The organism is Microcella daejeonensis (assembly GCF_026625045.1).
Taxonomy (GTDB): Bacteria; Actinomycetota; Actinomycetes; order Actinomycetales; family Microbacteriaceae; genus Microcella; species Microcella daejeonensis.
Map to the genome: position 1 here is coordinate 47,905 of NZ_CP113089.1, position 17,779 is coordinate 65,683.

A 17,779-nucleotide genomic window follows, 5' to 3' on the forward strand; every position below is an offset into this window, starting at 1 on the left:
CCGGTCAGAGCGCGGCGAGCCGCTCGTCGAGGTGGGCGCGCTGGGCGGCGACGGCGGAGGCCGCGGTGCCTCCCGCGGCCGAGCGCGAGGCGATCGAGCCCTCCACCGTGAGCACCTCGCGCACCGCGCCGGTGAGGCGGGGGTCGATCGCGGCGTAGTCGGCGTCGCTCGGCTCGTGCAGCTCGAGCCCGGATCGCTCGCAGTGCGCGACGAGGGCCCCCGAGATCTCATGCGCCTCGCGGAAGGGCACCCCCTGGCGGACGAGCCAGTCGGCGACGTCGGTCGCGAGCGAGAAGCCCTGCGGGGCGAGCTCGGCCATGCGCTCGACGTGGAACGTCAGGGTCGCGACCATGCCCGTGAAGGCCGGCAGCAGCACCTCGAGCGTCTCGACGGCGTCGAAGACGGGCTCCTTGTCCTCCTGCAGGTCGCGGTTGTAGGCGAGCGGCAGTCCCTTGAGCGTCGTCAGCAGTCCCGTGAGATCGCCGATGAGGCGGCCCGCCTTGCCGCGGGCGAGCTCGGCGATGTCGGGGTTCTTCTTCTGCGGCATGATCGACGACCCCGTCGAGTAGCCGTCGTGCAGCGTGACGAAGCCGACCTCGCGGGTGTTCCAGAAGATGATCTCCTCCGCCAGCCGCGAGAGGTCGATGCCGATCTGGGCGGCGACGTAGGCGAACTCGGCGACGACGTCGCGGCTCGCGGTCGCGTCGATCGAGTTCTCGCTGGGGCCCAGGGCGAAGCCGAGGTCGGCGGCGACGAGCGCGGGGTCGAGCCCCAGCGAGCTGCCGGCGAGGGCGCCCGCGCCGTAGGGCGAGCGGTCGGCGCGCACGGCCCAGTCGCGCAGGCGCTCGAGGTCGCGCACGAGCGGCCAGGCGTGCGCCAGCAGGTGGTGGGCGAGCAGGATGGGCTGCGCGTGCTGCAGGTGCGTGCGCCCCGGCATGACGGCGGCGGGATGCGCGTCGGCCTGCGCCGCGAGGGCGCCGATGAGCGCGCGCAGCTCGGCGCCGATGCGCGCCGCGTGCTCGCGCAGGTAGAGCCGCACGAGGGTGGCGATCTGATCGTTCCGGCTGCGCCCGGCCCGGAGCTTGCCGCCGAGCTCGGCACCGATCTCGACGAGCAGGGCCGCCTCGAGCGCGCCGTGCACGTCCTCGTCCTCGGGCCGCGGCTGCATCTCGCCGCTGCGCCAGCGCTCCTCGAGGGCGTCGAGCCCGGCGAGCATGCGCTCGAGCTCGCCCGCCTCGAGGTAGCCCGCCGCGGCGAGACCGCGCGCGTGCGCGCGGGAGCCCCGGATGTCGTAGGGCGCGAGCTGCCAGTCGAAGTGCGTCGAGCGGCTGAGGCGCTGCAGCTCGGGCGAGGGGCCGCCCGCGAAGCGGGCGCCCCAGAGCGAGCCCTCGTTGGTGGTTGGGTCGCGGGGGGCGGAGCTCATCAGCGGGCTCCGGCGGAGCGCTCGAGCAGCCAGACGAGCAGCGCCTTCTGGGCGTGCAGGCGGTTCTCCGACTCGTCCCAGATGACGGACTGCGGCCCGTCGATGACCTCGGCGTCGACCTCGTAGCCGCGATCGGCCGGCAGGCAGTGGAGGAAGATCGCGTCGGGGGCCGCGTGGGCCATGAGAGCGGCATCCACCTTGTACGGGCTGAGGACGGCCACGCGCGAGGCCTTCTCCTCCTCCTTGCCCATCGAGACCCAGGTGTCGGTGACGACGACGTCGGCGCCCGCGACCGCGGCCGTCACGTCGTGGTGCACGGCGATCGACCCGCCCGTCGCGGTGGCGATGCGCTCGGCGTCGGCGATGACTTCGGGCTTCGGCGCGTACTCGGCCGGGCAGCCGACGCGCACGTGCATGCCCGCCGTCGCGCCCGCGAGCAGGTAGGAGTGCACCATGTTGTCGGCGCCGTCACCGATGAAGGCGACCGTGAGGCCGGCGAGGCGGCCCTTGTGCTCGCGGATCGTCAGGAGGTCGGCGAGCAGCTGGCAGGGGTGGAAGTCGTCGGAGAGCGCGTTGATGACCGGCACGGTCGTACCGGCCGCCATCTCCTCGAGACCGGCCTGCCCGTAGGTGCGCCACACGATCGCGGCGACCATGCGCTCGAGCACGCGGGCGGTGTCGGAGGGGGTCTCCTTGCCGCCGAGCTGGCTGTTGGCGGTCGAGATGATGAGCGGCTGGCCCCCGAGGTCGGCGATGCCGACGGCGAAGCTCACCCGGGTGCGGGTGGAGGACTTGTCGAAGATCACGGCGACCGTCTGCGGGCCCTCGAGCGGTCGGGTCGACCAGCGGTCGGCCTTGAGCCGCTCGGCGAGATCGAGGATCTCGGACTGCTCGGCGGGGCTCAGGTCGTCGTCGCGCAGGAAGTGCCGGGTGGCGGTGGCGACCGGGGTGGAGAGGGCGGTCATGCGGCGGCCTCCAGGCTCGCGGAGAACAGGGTCAGGAAGCGCTCGATATCGGCGTCGCCGATGATGAGCGGCGGGGCGAGGCGCACGGTCGTGCCGCTCGCGGCGTTGATGATCAGACCGCGTTCGAGGGCGGCGGCGACGACGTGCCCGGCGACCGGGCGGTCGAGCTCGACGCCGATGAGGAGACCGCGCCCGCGCACCTCGGTGACAAGGGGCGATGCGAGATCGCGGATGCCCTGCTGCAGCTGCTCGCCACGCCGGGCCGCGTTCTGCACGAGCCCTGCCCGCTCGATCTCGCCGAGCACGGCCACGGCGACCGCGGTCGCGAGCGGATTGCCGCCGAAGGTGGAGCCGTGCTGGCCGAGGGTGAAGAGCTCGCTCGCGGCGCCCGTGGTGACGAGCGCGCCGACGGGCACGCCCCCGCCGATGCCCTTCGCGAGCACGATCGCGTCGGGCAGGTCGCCCGGCTCGAGCTCGCCGGCGTGCTGGAAGGCGAACCACTCGCCCGTGCGCCCGGCGCCGGTCTGGATCTCGTCGACGATGAGGAGCGCGCCGTGCTCGCGGGTGAGACGGCGTGCGGCGGCGAGGAAGCCGGCGGGCAGGGGGACGACGCCCGCCTCGCCCTTGATCGGCTCGAGGATGACGGCGGCGACATCGGGGCCCATCGCGGCCTCGAGGGCGGCGAGATCGGTCGGGATGTGCTCGACCCCCGGCAGCATGGGCTCGAAGGGCTCGCGCAGCGCGGCCTTGCCGGTGAGCGCGAGGGCGCCCATCGTGCGGCCGTGGAAGCCGCTCTCGAAGGCGAGGATGCGCGGGCGACCCGTGCGTCGGGCGAGCTTGACGGCGGCCTCGATCGCCTCGGCTCCCGAGTTGGCCGGGTACACGCGGCCTGCCTCCCCCGCACCGGTCAGCCGCACGAGCGTCTCGGCGAACGCGACCGCGGGAGGGGAGGTGAAGTAGTTGCTGACGTGCATGACGCGCGCCGCCTGCGCGGCGATGGCATCGACCACGACGGGATGCGCGTGCCCGAGCGCGTTGACGGCGATGCCGGCGAGGAAGTCGAGGTACTCCGCCCCGTCGACGTCCCACACTCGGGCGCCCTCGCCGTGCTCGAGCACGGCCATCGGCGTCGGTGCGGAGCGCATCGCAACGCGCGCGAACCGCGCGCGGTACTCCTCAGTCATCTCGCCCGTGACGAGCCTGGGCTCGCTCATGCGGGCACCACCTCCGTTCCGATGCCGTGCTCGGTGAAGATCTCGAGCAGCACCGAGTGCTGCTGACGGCCGTCGATGATGGCGGCGCGCGGCACCCCGCCGTCGACCGCCTCGAGGCAGGCCGCCATCTTCGGGATCATGCCGGACTCGAGGCTCGGCAGCAGCGCGCGCAGCTCGTCGCTGTCGATCGAGGAGACGAGCGAGTCGCGGTTCGGCCAGTCGCTGTAGAGACCGGGCACGTCGGTCAGCACGACGAGCTTCTCGGCGCCGAGCGCGACGGCGAGAGCGGCGGCCGCGGCGTCGGCGTTGACGTTGAGGCTGTGGCCGGGGGCATCCATGTCGGGGGCGATGGAGGAGACGACGGGGATGCGCCCCGCCTGCACGTGCGCGAGGACGATCGAGGGGTCGACGCCGATGATGTCGCCGACGTGGCCGAGGTCGTGCTCCTCGCCGTCGACGACGACGCCGCGACGGCGGCCGCGGAAGAGCCCCGCGTCCTCCCCCGAGACGGCGGCGGCGAGGGCCGGGTCGAGACGGTTGATGAGGCCGACGAGCTCGCGGCTGATCTGCCCGGCGAGCACCATGCGCACGACGTCGATCGCCTCGGTGCTCGTCACCCGGTAGCCGCCCTTGAACTCGCTCTCGATGCCGAAGCGGTCGAGCATGGCCGAGATCTGCGGGCCGCCGCCGTGCACGACGACGGGCTTGAGGCCGACCGTCTGCAGGTACACCATGTCGTCGGCGAAGGCGCGCTGCAGCTCGGGGCTGACCATGGCGTTGCCGCCGAACTTCACCACCACGATGCGGTCGCGGAACCGGCGCAGCCACGGCAGCGACTCGATCAGGGTGCGGGCCTTCTCGGTCGCCAGGGTGAAGTCGGAGGACTCGTGGAGGGTGCTCATCAGGAGGAGTATGCGCTGTTCTCGTGGACGTAGTCGTGCGTGAGGTCGTTCGTGAGGATGGTGGCGGTGGCATCGCCGACCCGCAGGTCGACGAGCAGGTGCACGGCACGGCCGCTCAGGTCGACCTCGTCGCGGGGGCGGTCGGGGCCGCCCGCAGTGCAGACGCGCACCCCGTTCATGCTGACGTCGACGTCGTACGGGTCGAACTCGGCGCTCGTCGTGCCGATCGCCGCGAGCACGCGGCCCCAGTTGGGGTCGTTGCCGAAGACCGCGGCCTTGAAGAGGTTGTTGCGCGCGATCGAGCGGCCGACCTCGACGGCGTCGTCCTCGCGCGCGGCGCCGACGACCTCGATGCGGATGTCGTGGCTCGCGCCCTCGGCGTCGGACTGCAGCTGCGCCGCGAGATCGAGGCAGAGCGCGGTGAGCTCCGCCTCGAAGGCCTCGGCGTCGGGGGCGATTCCGGATGCTCCGCTCGCCATGAGCGTCACCTGGTCGTTGGTCGACATGCACCCGTCGGAGTCGAGCCGATCGAAGCTGACGCGGGCCGCGCGGCGCAGCGCCGCATCGAGGGCCGGAGCCGGGAGGTCGGCGTCGGTCGTGATGACGACGAGCATGGTCGCGAGGCCCGGGGCGAGCATCCCTGCGCCCTTCGCGATGCCGCCGATCGCCCAGCCGTCACGGCGGCGCTCGGCGGTCTTCGGCACGCTGTCGGTCGTCATGATGGCGCGGGCGGCGTCCATACCGCTCTCAGCATCGAGCGAGCCCGACGCGGCGGCGACGCCGGCCAGCAGGCGCGCACGATCGAGCTGCTCGCCGATGAGCCCGGTCGAGCAGACGAGCACCTCGCCCGCGCCGACGGCGAGCGCCTCAGCGACGGCCTCGGCGGTGGCGTGCGTGGTCTGGAAGCCCTGCGCCCCGGTGAAGCAGTTGGCGCCGCCGGAGTTCAGCACGATCGCGGCGACCTCGCCGTCGGCGATGACCTGCTGCGACCAGATGATGGGGTTCGCCTTCGCGCGGTTGCTGGTGAAGACCGCGGCGGCCGCGCGGCGGGGCCCGCGGTTGACGATGAGGGCGAGATCGGCGGCACCGGAGCTCTTGAGTCCGCAGGCGACGCCCGCTGCCTCGAATCCGGCGGGGGCGGTCACGGTCACGGGGCGACTCCGTCGAGGGGAAGGCCGAGCGTCTCGGGGAGTCCGAGCGCGATGTTGAGCGACTGCACGGCGGCGCCGGCGGTGCCCTTCACGAGGTTGTCGAGGGCGACGACGATGACGACCCGGCCCGCGTCCTCGTCGACGGCGAGGCCGATGAGGGCGGTGTTGGCGCCGAGCGCGGCCGCGGTGGTCGGGAACGCGCCCTCGGGCAGCACGTGCACGAAGGGCTCGTCGGCGTAGAGGGACTCCCACGCGGCGCGCACGGCGGCCGGATCGGTGCCCGGCACGAGGCGCGCGGTGACCGTCGCGAGGATGCCGCGGCTCATCGGCACGAGCACGGGCGTGAACGAGATGGTCGGGTCGACGCCGCCCGCGAGCCGCACGTTCTGCAGGATCTCGGGGATGTGCCGGTGCACGCCGCCGACGGCGTACGGCGCCGCCGAGCCGAGGATCTCGCTCGCGAGCAGATTCGTCTTCAGGGCCCGGCCGGCCCCGCTCGGTCCGACGGCCAGCGCGGCGGTGAGGTCGCGCGGCTCGATCACCCCGGCGAGGATGCCCGGCACGAGCCCGAGCGAGACCGCGGTGACGTTGCAGCCGGGCACCGCGATGCGCCGCGCGCCGACGAGGGCCGCGCGCTGGCGCGTCGCGTCGGCGTGCGGGAGCTCCGGAAGGCCGTAGGCCCATGCGCCGTGATGCTCGCCGCCGTAGTAGCGCGCCCAGTCCGCCGCGCTCGTCAGTCGGTGATCGGCGCCGAGATCGAGCACGATCGTCTCGTCGGGCAGCTGCGCGGCGATCGCGCCGGAGGTGCCGTGGGGCAGCGCGAGCACGACGACGTCGTGCCCCGCGAGCTGCTCGGGACTGGTCTCGGTGAAGCGCAGATCGGCGAGCGAGCGCAGGTGCGGGTGCACGTCGATGACGCGCTCACCGGCGTTCGAGTGGGCGGTCGCCCGGCGCACCTCGAACTCGGGGTGGGCGGTCAGCATGCGCAGCGCCTCGCCCCCGGCGTAGCCGCTCGCGCCGGCCACCGCGACTGAATACGGCATGCCTCTAGCTTAGGAGCCCCTCGGGGCTCAGCCGCGCAGCACGGCGCCGAAGCGCTCGGCCGCGACGGAGAGGCCGGCGTTCTTGGCCTCCGTCGCCTCGGCCGCGGTGAGCGTGCGATCGGGAGCCCGGAACCGCAGCGCCAGCGTCAGCGACTTGGTGCCCGGCTCGAGACCCTCGCCGCGGTAGTCGTCGACGAGCACGGCCTGCTCGAGAAGCGCTCCCGCCCCCTCGACGACCGCGTCGCGCACGACGGCCGCGGGCACGTCCTCGGCGACGACGAGCGAGAGGTCCTGCGTCGCCGCCGGGTAGCCGACGATCGCCGAGGCCTGCACGATGCCGTTCCCGAGCGCCACGAGCCGGTCGAGGTCGAGCTCGACCACGCCGACGCGACGGGGCAGGTCGCGCTCCTCCGCGATCGCGGGCAGCAGCTCGCCGGCGATGCCGACGCGCTCCTCCCCCACGAGCAGCAGGGCCGTGCGGCCCGGGTGCAGGGCGGCGTGCGCACCCGCCTCGATGCGCAGGGTCACGCCCGCGACGGCCGCGATGGTGCGGGCGGCGTCGAGCGCGTCGGCGAGCCCGGCCGGCTCCGACTGCTGGCCGATGCCCCGGGTGCGTCGGTCGCCGACGAGGAGCGCGGCCACCGACCACGGCTGGTGCGGGATGCTCTGCTCGAGCTCGCGGAGGGCATCCTCATCGGGCCGCGCCGTGCCGAACGGCACGCTCGGCACGCCGTACTCGCGCCCCTCCTCGGGCAGGAACACCCGCCCGATCTCGAACAGCGCGAGATCGGTGAGGCCGCGCGCGAGGTTGCGGTGAGCGATCGCGGTGAGGCCGGGCAGGAGGCTGCGGCGCAGCATCGCGGTCTCGGCGTCGATGGCGTTGGCGAGGCGCATCTGCGCCACGCCCTCGCCGCTCATGAGCTCGTTGTCGGCCCGTGTCACGAAGGGGTAGGCGAGCACCTCGGTGTGCCCGGAGGCGGCGAGGGCTTGGCCGAGCGCCCGGCGCACGCGCTGCGATCGGGTGAGCCCCCGACCGGGCGGGGCGACCGGGAGCGCCGCGGGGATGCGGTCGTAGCCGACGATGCGGGCGATCTCCTCGACGAGCGAGGGCGCGTCGATCAGATCGGGGCGCCAGCTGGGCGGCTCCACGAGCCAGCCCTCGCCCTCCGGCTTGATGCGGCAGCCGACCGCGATGAGCGAGTCGGTGATCTCATCGAGGGAGTAGTCGACCCCGATGAGGCGATCGGCGAAGCCCTCGGGCAGCGCGATCGAGTCGGGGCGCTTCGCCTCGACCCAGGCCGAGCCGAGGTCGTCGACGGTGCCGCCGGCGAGCTCGACGAGCAGGTCGACGACGCGCTGCGCGGCGGGCTCGGCGACGAGCGGGTCCACCCCGCGGGCGAAGCGCTTCGAGGCCTCGCTCGGCAGCTTGTGGCGGCGCGAGCTGCGGGCGATCGACACGGGGTCGAAGTTCGCGGCCTCGATGAGCACGTCGCGCGTGGACGCATCGACCTCGGTGTGAGCCCCGCCCATGACCCCGGCGATGCCGATGGGCCCGGAGTCGTCGGTGATCAGCAGATCCTCGGCGTCGAGCGTGCGCGTCTGATCGTCGAGGGTGACGATGGTCTCGCCCGCGACGGCGCGGCGCACGACGATGCCGCCGCTGAGCTTGCCGAGGTCGTAGGCGTGCAGCGGCTGGCCGAGCTCGAGCATGACGTAGTTGGTGATGTCGACGGGCAGCGAGATCGACCGGATGCCGGCGAGCCCCAGCCGGCTCGACATCCAGGCGGGCGTCGGCCGCGTCGGGTCGATATCGCGCACGACCCGGGTGACGAAGACGTCGCAGCCGCGGCGCCCGCGCACGGGGGCGCGGTCGTCGACGACGACGGAGAAGCCTGTGCCCTCCCCGGGCTCGGAGCGCTTGGCCGGGTCGCGCAGGGCGACACCGGTCGAGTTCGCGTACTCGCGCGCGATGCCGCGCACCGAGAGCGCGTAGCCGCGGTCGGGCGTGACATTGACCTCGACGGCGATGTCGTCGAGCCCCAGCAGCGCGATCGCGTCGGTGCCCGGCTCGGCGTCCATGCCGAGGGTCTCGAGCCGCAGGATGCCGTCGTGCTCGTCGCCGAGCCCCAGCTCGCGGGCGCTCGCGATCATGCCGTCGGAGACGTGGCCGTACGTCGTGCGCGCCGAGATGGGGAACGGCCCGGGCAGCACCGCGCCGGGCAGGCTCACGACCACCTTGTCGCCGACCATGAAGTTGCGGGCGCCGCAGACGATGCCGCGCACCTCGGGCTCACCGTTCTCGTCCCGCACGCCCGTCGCCACCTGGCACCAGCGGATGGTCTTGCCATTCTTCTGCGGCTCCTCGACGAAGTCGAGCACCTCGCCGACGACGATCGGACCGGTGAGGGCGCCGCCGTGCACGGCCTCCTCCTCGAGGCCGACCTTGACGAGGGCGGCGTGCAGGTGGTCGGCGTCATCGGCCGCCGAGCCCTGGGAGGGGACGTCGACGAACTCGCGGAGCCACGACAGGGGGATGCGCATCAGACCACCATTCCAAACTGCTGGGAGAAGCGGACGTCGCCCTCGATCATGTCCCTCATGTCGGGCACGCCGTTGCGGAACATGAGCGTGCGCTCGATGCCCATGCCGAAGGCGAAGCCCTGGTAGACGTCGGGGTCGATACCCGCCGCGCGCAGCACGTTCGGGTTGACCATGCCGCAGCCGCCCCACTCGATCCAGCGCGGCCCGTCGCGGAACGTCGGGTGCCACACGTCGAGCTCGGCGCTCGGCTCGGTGAAGGGGAAGTAGTTGGGGCGCAGCCGGATGCGCGCGCCCTCGCCGATGATGGCGCGTGCGAGGTGCTCGAGCGTGCCGCGCAGGTGCGCCATCGTCAGGCCCTTGTCGATCGCGATGCCCTCCATCTGGTGGAAGACCGGCGTGTGCGTCGCGTCGAGCTCGTCCTTGCGGAACGTGCGACCCGGCGAGACGACGTAGACCGGCAGCGGGCGCTCGAGCAGCGAGCGGATCTGCACGGGGCTCGTCTGGGTGCGCAGCAGCAGGTGCTTCTCGATCGGATCGATGAAGAAGGTGTCCTGGGTGCCGCGGGCGGGGTGGTCGGCGTCCATGTTGAGGGCGTCGAAGTTGAACCACTCGTTCTCGAGCTCAGGGCCCTCCGCGACCTCCCAGCCCATGGCGACGAAGACGTCGCTCATCTGCTCCATCATCGTGGTGAGGGGATGGCGGGCGCCGGCGAGACCGAGCGGGGCGACCGCCGTCACGTCCACGGTCTCCGCGGCGAGACGCGCCTGCTCCTCGGCGACGGCGAGCTCCGCTTCGCGGGCCGCGATCGCCTGGTTCACGCGCCCGCGGGCCTGCCCCATGAGCTTGCCGGCGGCGGCCTTCTGGTCGTTCGGCAGGTCGCGCAGGCCGGCGTTGAGCCGCGCGAGCGGCGAGCTCTCTCCGGCGTGAGCCGCGCGGGCGGACTTGAGCGCGGCGGTGTCGGGGGCGGCGGCGACCGCGGCGAGGGCCGCGGCGACGACCGCCTCGACCGAGGACTCGGTGAGGTCGGGGGTGTCAGGCACGAGACGAGAGTCTAGCCAGGATGCCCGGGGCGGCCCGCGCGGCGGGAGACGGGCATCCCGTGACGGGCGCTAGTCGACCGAGGCCTCGCCGGATCGGTCGCTCTTCGTGCGGTCACGCGAGCGCTGGCCCGCGTTCTGCACCCGGAGCACCGTCGTGTCGGCGTTCTCACCGATCGCCGTGCGAGCGGCTCGACGCGTCGCGCGGCCGCCCGGCGTGCGCGACGCGAGACGTCGGGCGATGTACGACAGCGTGAGGTTGACCACGAGGAAGGCGCCGAGCGTGATGACGAAGAAGGAGAAGCCGTACTGCGAGAAGCCGTAGAACTCGCCGAGGGTGCGCTGGCGCCGCACGAGCTCCGCGAGCCCGACGATGTAGCCGAGCGAGGAGTCCTTCAGCAGCACGACGAGCTGCGCGACGATGATCGGCGTCATGGCGCGGAACGCCTGCGGGAACTCGATGAGCAGTCGCGCCTTCAGCGGCGTGAGCCCCAGGGCGAGCCCCGCCTCGCGCTGACCCCTGGGCAGGGCGACGATGCCCGAGCGCAGCGCCTCGCCGATGATCGCGCCGTTGTACAGACCGAGGCCGAGCACGACCGCCCAGTACGCGTCGACGGCGAACAGGATGAAGATGAAGAACATCATCAGCAGGACGGGCATGCCGCGGAAGAACTCGAGCACGACGGTGGTCGGGATGCGGACGATCGCGAGCTTCGAGAGCCGGAGGACCGCGAAGACGCTGCCGAGCAGGATCGCGAGCACGCTCGCGATCGCGGCCACCTGGAGAGTGACGAGGAGCGCGCCGCCGAGCGCCGTCCAGACCAGCGGGTCCTGGAAGATGTCCCAGCGGTCGTAGTCGAAGAGTCCCTCGCCGGCGAGGGTGACGAGCACCCAGGCGAGGCCGGCGGCGAGGACGAGGCCGGTGACGATCGAGGCGATGATCGAACGCCGACGGGCCTTCGGCCCGGGTACGTCGTAGAGGACGGAGGTCATCGCAGCACCGCCACCTTCTTCTCGAGCCGGTCGGCGAACCGACCGAGCGGGATGGTGATGGCCAGGTAGCAGAGCGCGATCACGATGAAGATCGCGATCGTCTCGTTCGCGTAGGCGTTGGCGAGGCGACGGCTCGAGGCGAAGAGCTCGAAGACGAGGAATCCGCCCGCCACGGAGGTGTTCTTGGTGAGGGCGATCGTGACGTTGATGATCGGCGGGATGACCGAGCGCACCGCCTGCGGGAGGATCACGTGCTGCGCCGTCTGGCTGAACGTCAGGCCGATCGAGCGCGCCGCCTCGGCCTGGCCGACGGGGACCGAGTTCACGCCGGAGCGGATGGCCTCGGAGTAGAAGGGCGCCGTGTACAGGGTCAGCGCGATGATGGCGCTGATCTGGAAGTCGATGACCACGCCGAGCCGCGGCATGACGAAGACGAGCAGGAAGAAGACGAGCGTGAGCGGGGTGTTCCGCAGCAGCTCGGTGAAGCCGGTCGCGACCCAGCGGAGGCTGGGGACGGGCGAGATGCGCATCGCGGCGAGCACGACGCCGAGGGGCAGCGCGAGGAGGAACGTCAGCGCGAGCATCCTCAGGGTGGCGAGGAAGCCCTCGAGCAGGACGTCGCCGCTCTCGATCAGGAATTGCACGGTGCCTCGTCTCGTCGGGCCGGATCAGGATGACGCGGGGCGGCCGATGGCCGCCCCGCGTCGAGGGTTCTGCCTAGTAGCGGTCGACGGCCGGGGGCTCCGGCGTGTCGAGCACGACGCCCGCGGTCTCCTCGAACAGGCGCGCCCAGGTGCCGTCCTCGTAGGCCTCCTCGAGCACGTCGTTGATGAACGTGCGGAAGGCGTCGTCGCCGAGCGGCACGCCGATGCCGTAGGGCTCCTCCGTGAAGGTGTCGCCCACGAGCTCGAACTCGCCCGGGTTCTGGTCGACGAAGCCCGAGAGGATGACGTTGTCGGTGGTCACCGCGACGACCTGGCCGTTGCGCAGCGGGTCGAGGCAGTCGCTGTAGGCGCCGGCGGCGAGCAGCTCGGCGCCGTACTCCTCGGCGATGGTCGCGGCCGGGGTCGAGCCCTCGACCGAGCAGACCGGCAGGCCCTCGACGTCCTCAGGACCCTCGATGCCCTCGGGGTTGCCCGCGGCGACGAGGATCGACTGGCCGGCCTCGAAGTACGGCCCGGCGAAGTCGATGCGCTCCTTGCGGGCGTCGTTGATCGTGTAGGTCGCCACGACCATGTCGACCTGGTCGGTCTCGAGGAAGGACTCGCGCACGGCCGAGACGGCCTCGCTCCACTCGATGTTCTCGAACGGGATGCCCAGCTCGGCGGCGACGAGCGCCGCGATCGCGACGTCGAAGCCCACCGGGCTGCCGTCGGGGCCCTGCAGGCCGAAGAGCGGCTGGTCGAACTTGGTGCCGACGCGGATCTCGCCCGCCTCGGCGAGGGCGGCCATCGTGGTGCCCTCCTCGAACTCCGGGTTCTCGGCGATCTCGAGGTTGTAGGGGCCGTCGCCGGTCGCCTCGCCGGCGCCCTCGTCGACGCCGCCGGGGCCCGCGCTGCCGGCCGGCGCGCACGCGGTGAGGCCGAGGAGGAGGGCCGCTCCCGCGGCCGTCAGGAGAGTGGTCTTATTACGTCGAATGCGCATGCGTACCCCTTGGTGTCGTATCGAATGTGATCGGTATGGAACGGTGCTGTGCCGGTGCGGCGGGAGGGAGGTCTAGTGGTTGAGGATCTTGGAGAGGAAGTCCTTGGCGCGGTCGCTCTTCGGGTTGTCGAAGAACTCGGCCGGCGTCGCGTCCTCGACGATGCGGCCATCGGCCATGAAGAGGACGCGATCGGCGGCCTTGCGCGCGAAGCCCATCTCGTGGGTGACGACGATCATCGTCATGCCGTCCTTGGCGAGCTGCACCATTACGTCGAGCACCTCGTTGATCATCTCGGGGTCGAGGGCCGAGGTCGGCTCGTCGAGCAGGATGAGCTTCGGGTCCATGGCGAGCGCGCGGGCGATCGCCACGCGCTGCTGCTGACCGCCGGAGAGCTGCGCCGGCATCTTCTGCGCCTGATTGCCGACGCCCACGCGGTCGAGCAGCTCCATGGCGCGCTTCTCGGCGTCGGCCTTCGAGACGCCGCGCACCTTCATGGGGCCGAGCGTCACGTTCTCGAGGACGGTCTTGTGCGCGAAGAGGTTGAACGACTGGAACACCATGCCGACGTCGGCGCGCAGGGCGGCGAGCTCGTTGCCCTCCGCCGGGAGCGGCGTGCCGTCGATGCGGATCTCGCCGTCGTCGATCGTCTCGAGGCGGTTGATGGCGCGGCAGAGTGTGGACTTGCCCGAGCCCGAGGGCCCGATCACGACGACGACCTCGCCCTTCGCGACACTGGTGCTGATGTCCTTGAGAACGTGGACGTCACCGAAGGACTTGTTGATCGCGTCGACCTCGACGAGTGCTGGCATGGGGACCACTCAAGCACACCCCGAGAACGGGGTACAAAGCGAGCACCTTTTCGTTACACGCTCGAAACGCCGACGCTGCGCTGCGCGAAGGCCGATTCGTAGAGGCAGACGGCGGCGGCCGTGGCGAGGTTGAGCGACTCCGCACGCCCGTAGATGGGCACGATGACGGCGGCGTCCGCGAGCGCGAGCTGCTCGGGCGTGAGCCCGCGGGCCTCGTTGCCGAAGAGCCAGGCGGTGGGGGCATCCAGCCCGCCCGCGGCGCGCTCGACGAGCAGATCGTGCCCGGAGATGTCGGCGGCGAGGATGCGCGCGCCCCCCGCCCGCAGACGGTCGAGCGTGGGTTGCAGCTCGACGCCGACGACGACGGGCACGTGGAAGAGCGAGCCGGTGGTCGCCCGCACCGCTTTGGGGTTGAAGGGGTCGACGCTCGTGCCTGTGAGGATGACGGCGTCGGCGCCCGCGGCATCGGCGACGCGGATGATCGTTCCGGCGTTGCCCGGATCCCGCACCTCCTCCAGCACCGCGATGAGGCGCGGTCGCGCGGCGATGACCTCGTCGAGGCTCAAGGGGAAGGTGGCGCAGACCGCGACCATTCCCTGCGGGGTGACGGTGTCGGCGATCGCGTCGAGCACCGGACCGGTGACCTGCTCGATGCGGATGCCCGCCGCCCGGGCATCCCGGATGAGGGCGGACCCGCGCTCCTCGGCGGCGGGGGTGACGAAGATCTCGCGGATGAGCTCGGGGCGCCAGCGCACGGCCTCGTCGACCGCCTGCGGCCCTTCGACCAGGAACAGCCCCGTCTCGGCGCGCTGGGCGCGCTTGGAGAGCTTCGCGGCCGCGCGCACGCGGGGCGATCGGGGGTTGTCGATCATGGCGCCATCGTATCGACGGCCGCATGAACGAGGGGTGACACGCGGACGGCGCGCTCCCCCGGGATTCCGGGGAGAGCGCGCCGTCAGGAGTGCTGCGGTGCTGCGGACTACGCGGCGGCCTTCGGCGCCGAGGTGTCGGCGGGGAGAGCGGCCTTCGCCACGGCGACGATCGCGCTGAACGCGGCGGCGTCGTTGACGGCGAGGTCGGCGAGCATGCGGCGGTCGACCTCGACGCCGGCCAGGGCGAGACCCTGGATGAGGCGGTTGTAGGTCAGGCCGTTCTGGCGCGACGCGGCGTTGATGCGCTGGATCCAGAGGCGACGGAACTCGCCCTTCTTCGCGCGACGGTCGCGGTACGAGTAGACGAGGGAGTGGGTGACCTGCTCCTTGGCCTTGCGGTACAGGCGCGACCGCTGACCGCGGTAGCCCTCTGCACGCTCGAGGATGACGCGACGCTTCTTGTGGGCGTTGACTGCCCGCTTGACTCTAGCCATGTTCGGATTCCTTCAGTTCTGGTGGCTCGGCGTTACTTCTTGCCGATGAGCTTCTTGATGACCTTGGCGTCGGCGGGGGCCAGCACGACCTCCTTGTTCAGACGACGAGTGAGCTCGCTCGACTTCTTCTCGAGGTTGTGGCGCATACCGGCGCCCTGCTTCATGACCTTGCCGGAGCCGGTCAGCTTGAAACGCTTCTTCGCACCGGAGTGGGTCTTCTGCTTGGGCATGGTGTTCCTCTTCCTTGTTCCAGGTATCTACTCCGCCGTGGGGGCGGGGGTCTTCGGAGCCGCGGGCATGCGCGGCGTGGGGGCGTTCTTCGGAGTGGGCTTGAGCGGCGGCTTGCCGACGGCCGGCTTCGGCGTCGACTTGGCGGCGGGCTTGCTCGTCGCCGGCTTGCTCGCGGCGGGCTTGCTCGCCGCGGCCGGCTTCTCATCGGCCGTCGTCGGATCGGCCGCAGCCGCGTCGGACGCGGCCGGGGCGGTCTCGGCCGGTGCCTCGGCGGCGGGAGCCGCTGCCGGCGCCTTCCGCGCGGCGGCGGGAGCCTTCACGAACTCGGCGGGCAGCACCTCGGCCGGAGCCTCGGTCGCCGCGGTGCTCGCGGCAGCCTCCTCGGAGCGGTCGGCACCGGCGCTCGGGGCCGACTCGTCCGCCTTGCGGGCGGCCTTCGCCTGAGCGCGAGCGGCGTTCTGCTCGGCCTTCGCATCGGCCTTGTTCTTGTGGGGGCCGATGATCATGACCATGTTGCGACCGTCGATGGTCGGGGTCGACTCGACGGCCCCGAACTCGGAGACCTCCTCCGCGAAGCGCTGCAGCAGGCGGACGCCCATCTCGGGGCGCGACTGCTCGCGGCCGCGGAACAGGATCATGGCCTTGACCTTGTCGCCGGCCTGCAGGAAGCCCTCGGCGCGCTTGCGCTTGGTCTCGTAGTCGTGCTTGTCGATCTTCAGGCGGAAGCGCACCTCCTTGAGGATGGTGTTCGCCTGATTGCGTCGGGCCTCCTTGGCCTTCTGCGCAGCCTCGTACTTGAACTTGCCGTAGTCCATGACCTTGACCACGGGCGGCTTCGAGTTGGGGGCCACCTCGACGAGATCGAGGTCGGCCTCCTGCGCGAGCCGCAGGGCCACCTCGATCTTGACGACACCGACCTGCTCGCCTCCGGGCCCGACGAGACGGACCTCGGGGACGCGGATGCGGTCGTTCGTTCTCGGTTCGCTGATGCGCTTCTCCTCTTCATGACTGTGACAGCCGCCGGTCGGGGGGAACCCGGCCTGCGCGAAAGAGGGTGCTTCATCCGAACGGCGCACAGCGCCGCTCCACCCACTGCATCGTGCGGCCGGAGCCGACGAGCGGGGTGCATCTACCCGGTAACCTAGTGAGGCGGTCAAGCGCGGGTGGGAGGAATCTCCACTTTCGTACCGGGGATCTGGCCCCGGAGCCCGCATAACACTAGCAGTACCGTCGCGTGCCGGGAAGTCACGCCCGAATCCAGCTCCCCCCGGAAGGCTCCATGAGCGAGAACGACGCCGCCCGCGACATCGCGGACGTGCCCGCAGTCGAGATCATCAACACCGTCGCCGTGCACCTGCTCAGCGCCGCCGCCGTCAAGTGCGGCCTGTCCGAGGCCGGCGACGACGAGATCGACCTCGCCGAGGCCCGCAAGCTCATCATCGCGCTCGCCGGCCTGATCACGGCCTCGGCGCCGGAGCTCGGCGATCACCACGCGCGCGTCCTGCGCGACGGGCTCCGCTCGGTGCAGCTCGCGTTCCGGGAGGCCTCGCCGTTCCCCGACGCCCCGGGCCAGGGTCCGGGCGAGAAGTACACGGGGCCCGTCACCTGATCCGGCGGCCGCCCGCTCGGCCGGAGACCGCTCCGGCCCGCTAGGCCGGGTCCTGCTCCGCCCCGCCCTCGGCCGGCAGCACCACGGGCTGGATCGAGAGCGAGTCGACCCGCTCCGCGACCATGGCGTCCTGCGACCAGCGCTCCCCGATCGCGCCGAGCACGGCACGAAGTCGCTCCGGGCTCGTGCCGGCGGCCACCGCGAGCCGCACGACGACCTCGGCGCCCGCTCCCCGCGCGCCGGGGTCGCCCGCGACGGGCGCGACGGCGATGATCTCGGGATGCTCCTCGGCCGGCCCGGCGATGGCCTCGAGCACCTCGGCGTCGTCGAGCGCCGGGGTCCACTCCGCTCCGCGGGCGATCGCCCACACGGCCGGGCGCGGGAGCACGACCTCGGTGTCGTCGCTGGTGGCGTCGATCACCACGCGGTCGGTCTGCTCGCTGGCCGCGGCGAGGGCGACCCGGCGGGCGTCGGCGGGCACGGGGCGAGCATCCGCCCGCCACCGCGCCATGGCCGCGACGGAGGAGAAGACGGGCAGGATCGGTCGACCGTCGGGGCCGGAGACGGTGATGATCGAGAGCTCCTGGGTCTTGTCGACCCGCAGGCCCTCCTCGGTCAGGCCCTCCTCGCCCGCGACCGCCACGAGCGGGATGAGGAAGCGGCTCGCCCGCACCGCATCGACCACGGCGGCCAGACCGGTCTCGCCCGCCCGGAACGCGGCCATCGCCGCGAGGAACGCGGGGGGCGCGCTGCCGTCATCGCTCGCAGCGGGATTGGGCGTGAAGGATCGGCCCGCCCACGGCTGGCCGGCGGAATCGGCCTCGTGCCCGTGCGCGTGACCCGGCACGGC

General features: G+C 72.2%; 18 protein-coding genes. 1 reads left to right on the forward strand and 17 read right to left on the reverse strand.

Features of this window, described 5'->3' with window-relative positions:
- Positions 1–4 precede the first annotated feature (4 nt).
- From argH to infC, 16 genes are all read right to left on the reverse strand, one after another.
- Positions 5–1,423 carry an argininosuccinate lyase gene (gene argH, locus OVN18_RS00250; protein ID WP_267781251.1) on the reverse strand — a complete coding sequence of 473 codons (1,419 nt, stop codon included), beginning with the start codon at positions 1,421–1,423 and terminating at the stop codon, positions 5–7.
- The gene (argF, locus tag OVN18_RS00255; protein WP_267781253.1) at positions 1,423–2,388 is read right to left on the reverse strand and encodes an ornithine carbamoyltransferase; all 966 of its coding nucleotides are present in this window, start codon (positions 2,386–2,388) and stop codon (positions 1,423–1,425) included. Before argF ends, argH begins: the two co-directional genes overlap by 1 nt.
- Complete coding sequence (locus tag OVN18_RS00260) at positions 2,385–3,602, reverse strand: acetylornithine transaminase (protein ID WP_407666049.1); 1,218 nt, start codon at positions 3,600–3,602, stop codon at positions 2,385–2,387. Before OVN18_RS00260 ends, argF begins: the two co-directional genes overlap by 4 nt.
- A complete protein-coding gene (gene argB / locus OVN18_RS00265) occupies positions 3,599–4,504 on the reverse strand; it encodes an acetylglutamate kinase (protein ID WP_267781255.1) in 906 nt (301 codons plus the stop codon). The genes OVN18_RS00260 and argB overlap by 4 nt, the downstream gene beginning before the upstream one ends.
- The gene (gene argJ, locus OVN18_RS00270) at positions 4,504–5,655 is read right to left on the reverse strand and encodes a bifunctional glutamate N-acetyltransferase/amino-acid acetyltransferase ArgJ (protein ID WP_267781257.1); all 1,152 of its coding nucleotides are present in this window, start codon (positions 5,653–5,655) and stop codon (positions 4,504–4,506) included. The genes argB and argJ overlap by 1 nt, the downstream gene beginning before the upstream one ends.
- The gene (gene argC / locus OVN18_RS00275) at positions 5,652–6,698 is read right to left on the reverse strand and encodes an N-acetyl-gamma-glutamyl-phosphate reductase (protein WP_267781258.1); all 1,047 of its coding nucleotides are present in this window, start codon (positions 6,696–6,698) and stop codon (positions 5,652–5,654) included. Before argC ends, argJ begins: the two co-directional genes overlap by 4 nt.
- A 27-nt stretch (positions 6,699–6,725) precedes the next feature.
- Positions 6,726–9,239, reverse strand: a complete 2,514-nt coding sequence (gene pheT / locus OVN18_RS00280; RefSeq protein WP_267781259.1) for a phenylalanine--tRNA ligase subunit beta — start codon at positions 9,237–9,239, stop codon at positions 6,726–6,728.
- Complete coding sequence (gene pheS / locus OVN18_RS00285; RefSeq protein ID WP_267781261.1) at positions 9,239–10,279, reverse strand: phenylalanine--tRNA ligase subunit alpha; 1,041 nt, start codon at positions 10,277–10,279, stop codon at positions 9,239–9,241. The genes pheT and pheS overlap by 1 nt, the downstream gene beginning before the upstream one ends.
- A 69-nt stretch (positions 10,280–10,348) precedes the next feature.
- On the reverse strand, positions 10,349–11,269 hold the full coding sequence (locus OVN18_RS00290) for an amino acid ABC transporter permease (RefSeq protein WP_267781263.1): 921 nt from the start codon (positions 11,267–11,269) through the stop codon (positions 10,349–10,351).
- A complete protein-coding gene (locus OVN18_RS00295) occupies positions 11,266–11,913 on the reverse strand; it encodes an amino acid ABC transporter permease (RefSeq protein WP_267781265.1) in 648 nt (215 codons plus the stop codon). The genes OVN18_RS00290 and OVN18_RS00295 overlap by 4 nt, the downstream gene beginning before the upstream one ends.
- 73 nt (positions 11,914–11,986) lie before the next feature.
- Entirely contained in the window at positions 11,987–12,913 is a 927-nt protein-coding gene (locus OVN18_RS00300; protein WP_267781266.1) for a glutamate ABC transporter substrate-binding protein, read from the reverse strand.
- A gap of 72 nt (positions 12,914–12,985) precedes the next feature.
- Positions 12,986–13,723 carry an amino acid ABC transporter ATP-binding protein gene (locus OVN18_RS00305; protein ID WP_267781268.1) on the reverse strand — a complete coding sequence of 246 codons (738 nt, stop codon included), beginning with the start codon at positions 13,721–13,723 and terminating at the stop codon, positions 12,986–12,988.
- 53 nt (positions 13,724–13,776) lie between these two features.
- Positions 13,777–14,595 (reverse strand): TrmH family RNA methyltransferase, encoded by an 819-nt coding sequence (locus OVN18_RS00310; protein WP_267781269.1) that lies wholly within the window; start codon positions 14,593–14,595, stop codon positions 13,777–13,779.
- A gap of 107 nt (positions 14,596–14,702) precedes the next feature.
- Complete coding sequence (rplT, locus tag OVN18_RS00315) at positions 14,703–15,089, reverse strand: 50S ribosomal protein L20 (protein WP_267737520.1); 387 nt, start codon at positions 15,087–15,089, stop codon at positions 14,703–14,705.
- Between the two features lie 32 nt (positions 15,090–15,121).
- Positions 15,122–15,319, reverse strand: a complete 198-nt coding sequence (rpmI, locus tag OVN18_RS00320) for a 50S ribosomal protein L35 (protein ID WP_168916005.1) — start codon at positions 15,317–15,319, stop codon at positions 15,122–15,124.
- A gap of 27 nt (positions 15,320–15,346) precedes the next feature.
- Positions 15,347–16,396, reverse strand: coding sequence for a translation initiation factor IF-3 (infC, locus tag OVN18_RS00325; RefSeq protein WP_267781271.1), 1,050 nt, complete (start codon positions 16,394–16,396; stop codon positions 15,347–15,349).
- 203 nt (positions 16,397–16,599) lie between these two features.
- Between infC and OVN18_RS00330 the strand changes: the two genes are divergently transcribed.
- On the forward strand, positions 16,600–16,929 hold the full coding sequence (locus OVN18_RS00330; protein ID WP_267737521.1) for a DUF1844 domain-containing protein: 330 nt from the start codon (positions 16,600–16,602) through the stop codon (positions 16,927–16,929).
- Positions 16,930–16,969: 40 nt separating this feature from the next.
- On the opposite strand, the gene OVN18_RS00335 is transcribed toward OVN18_RS00330, so the two are convergent.
- On the reverse strand, positions 16,970–17,776 hold the full coding sequence (locus OVN18_RS00335) for an SseB family protein (protein ID WP_267781273.1): 807 nt from the start codon (positions 17,774–17,776) through the stop codon (positions 16,970–16,972).
- Positions 17,777–17,779 lie beyond the last annotated feature (3 nt).

Bases quoted from the DNA above. Each gene is read 5' to 3' on its own strand.
- argH (WP_267781251.1), bottom strand. From the start codon at position 1,423: ATGAGCTCCGCCCCCCGCGACCCAACCACCAACGAGGGCTCGCTCTGG.
- argF (WP_267781253.1), bottom strand. From the start codon at position 2,388: ATGACCGCCCTCTCCACCCCGGTCGCCACCGCCACCCGGCACTTCCTG.
- OVN18_RS00260 (WP_407666049.1), bottom strand. From the start codon at position 3,602: ATGAGCGAGCCCAGGCTCGTCACGGGCGAGATGACTGAGGAGTACCGC.
- argB (WP_267781255.1), bottom strand. From the start codon at position 4,504: ATGAGCACCCTCCACGAGTCCTCCGACTTCACCCTGGCGACCGAGAAG.
- argC (WP_267781258.1), bottom strand. From the start codon at position 6,698: ATGCCGTATTCAGTCGCGGTGGCCGGCGCGAGCGGCTACGCCGGGGGC.
- pheT (WP_267781259.1), bottom strand. From the start codon at position 9,239: ATGCGCATCCCCCTGTCGTGGCTCCGCGAGTTCGTCGACGTCCCCTCC.
- OVN18_RS00290 (WP_267781263.1), bottom strand. From the start codon at position 11,269: ATGACCTCCGTCCTCTACGACGTACCCGGGCCGAAGGCCCGTCGGCGT.
- OVN18_RS00300 (WP_267781266.1), bottom strand. From the start codon at position 12,913: ATGCGCATTCGACGTAATAAGACCACTCTCCTGACGGCCGCGGGAGCG.
- OVN18_RS00305 (WP_267781268.1), bottom strand. From the start codon at position 13,723: ATGCCAGCACTCGTCGAGGTCGACGCGATCAACAAGTCCTTCGGTGAC.
- OVN18_RS00310 (WP_267781269.1), bottom strand. From the start codon at position 14,595: ATGATCGACAACCCCCGATCGCCCCGCGTGCGCGCGGCCGCGAAGCTC.
- rplT (WP_267737520.1), bottom strand. From the start codon at position 15,089: ATGGCTAGAGTCAAGCGGGCAGTCAACGCCCACAAGAAGCGTCGCGTC.
- rpmI (WP_168916005.1), bottom strand. From the start codon at position 15,319: ATGCCCAAGCAGAAGACCCACTCCGGTGCGAAGAAGCGTTTCAAGCTG.
- OVN18_RS00330 (WP_267737521.1), top strand. From the start codon at position 16,600: ATGAGCGAGAACGACGCCGCCCGCGACATCGCGGACGTGCCCGCAGTC.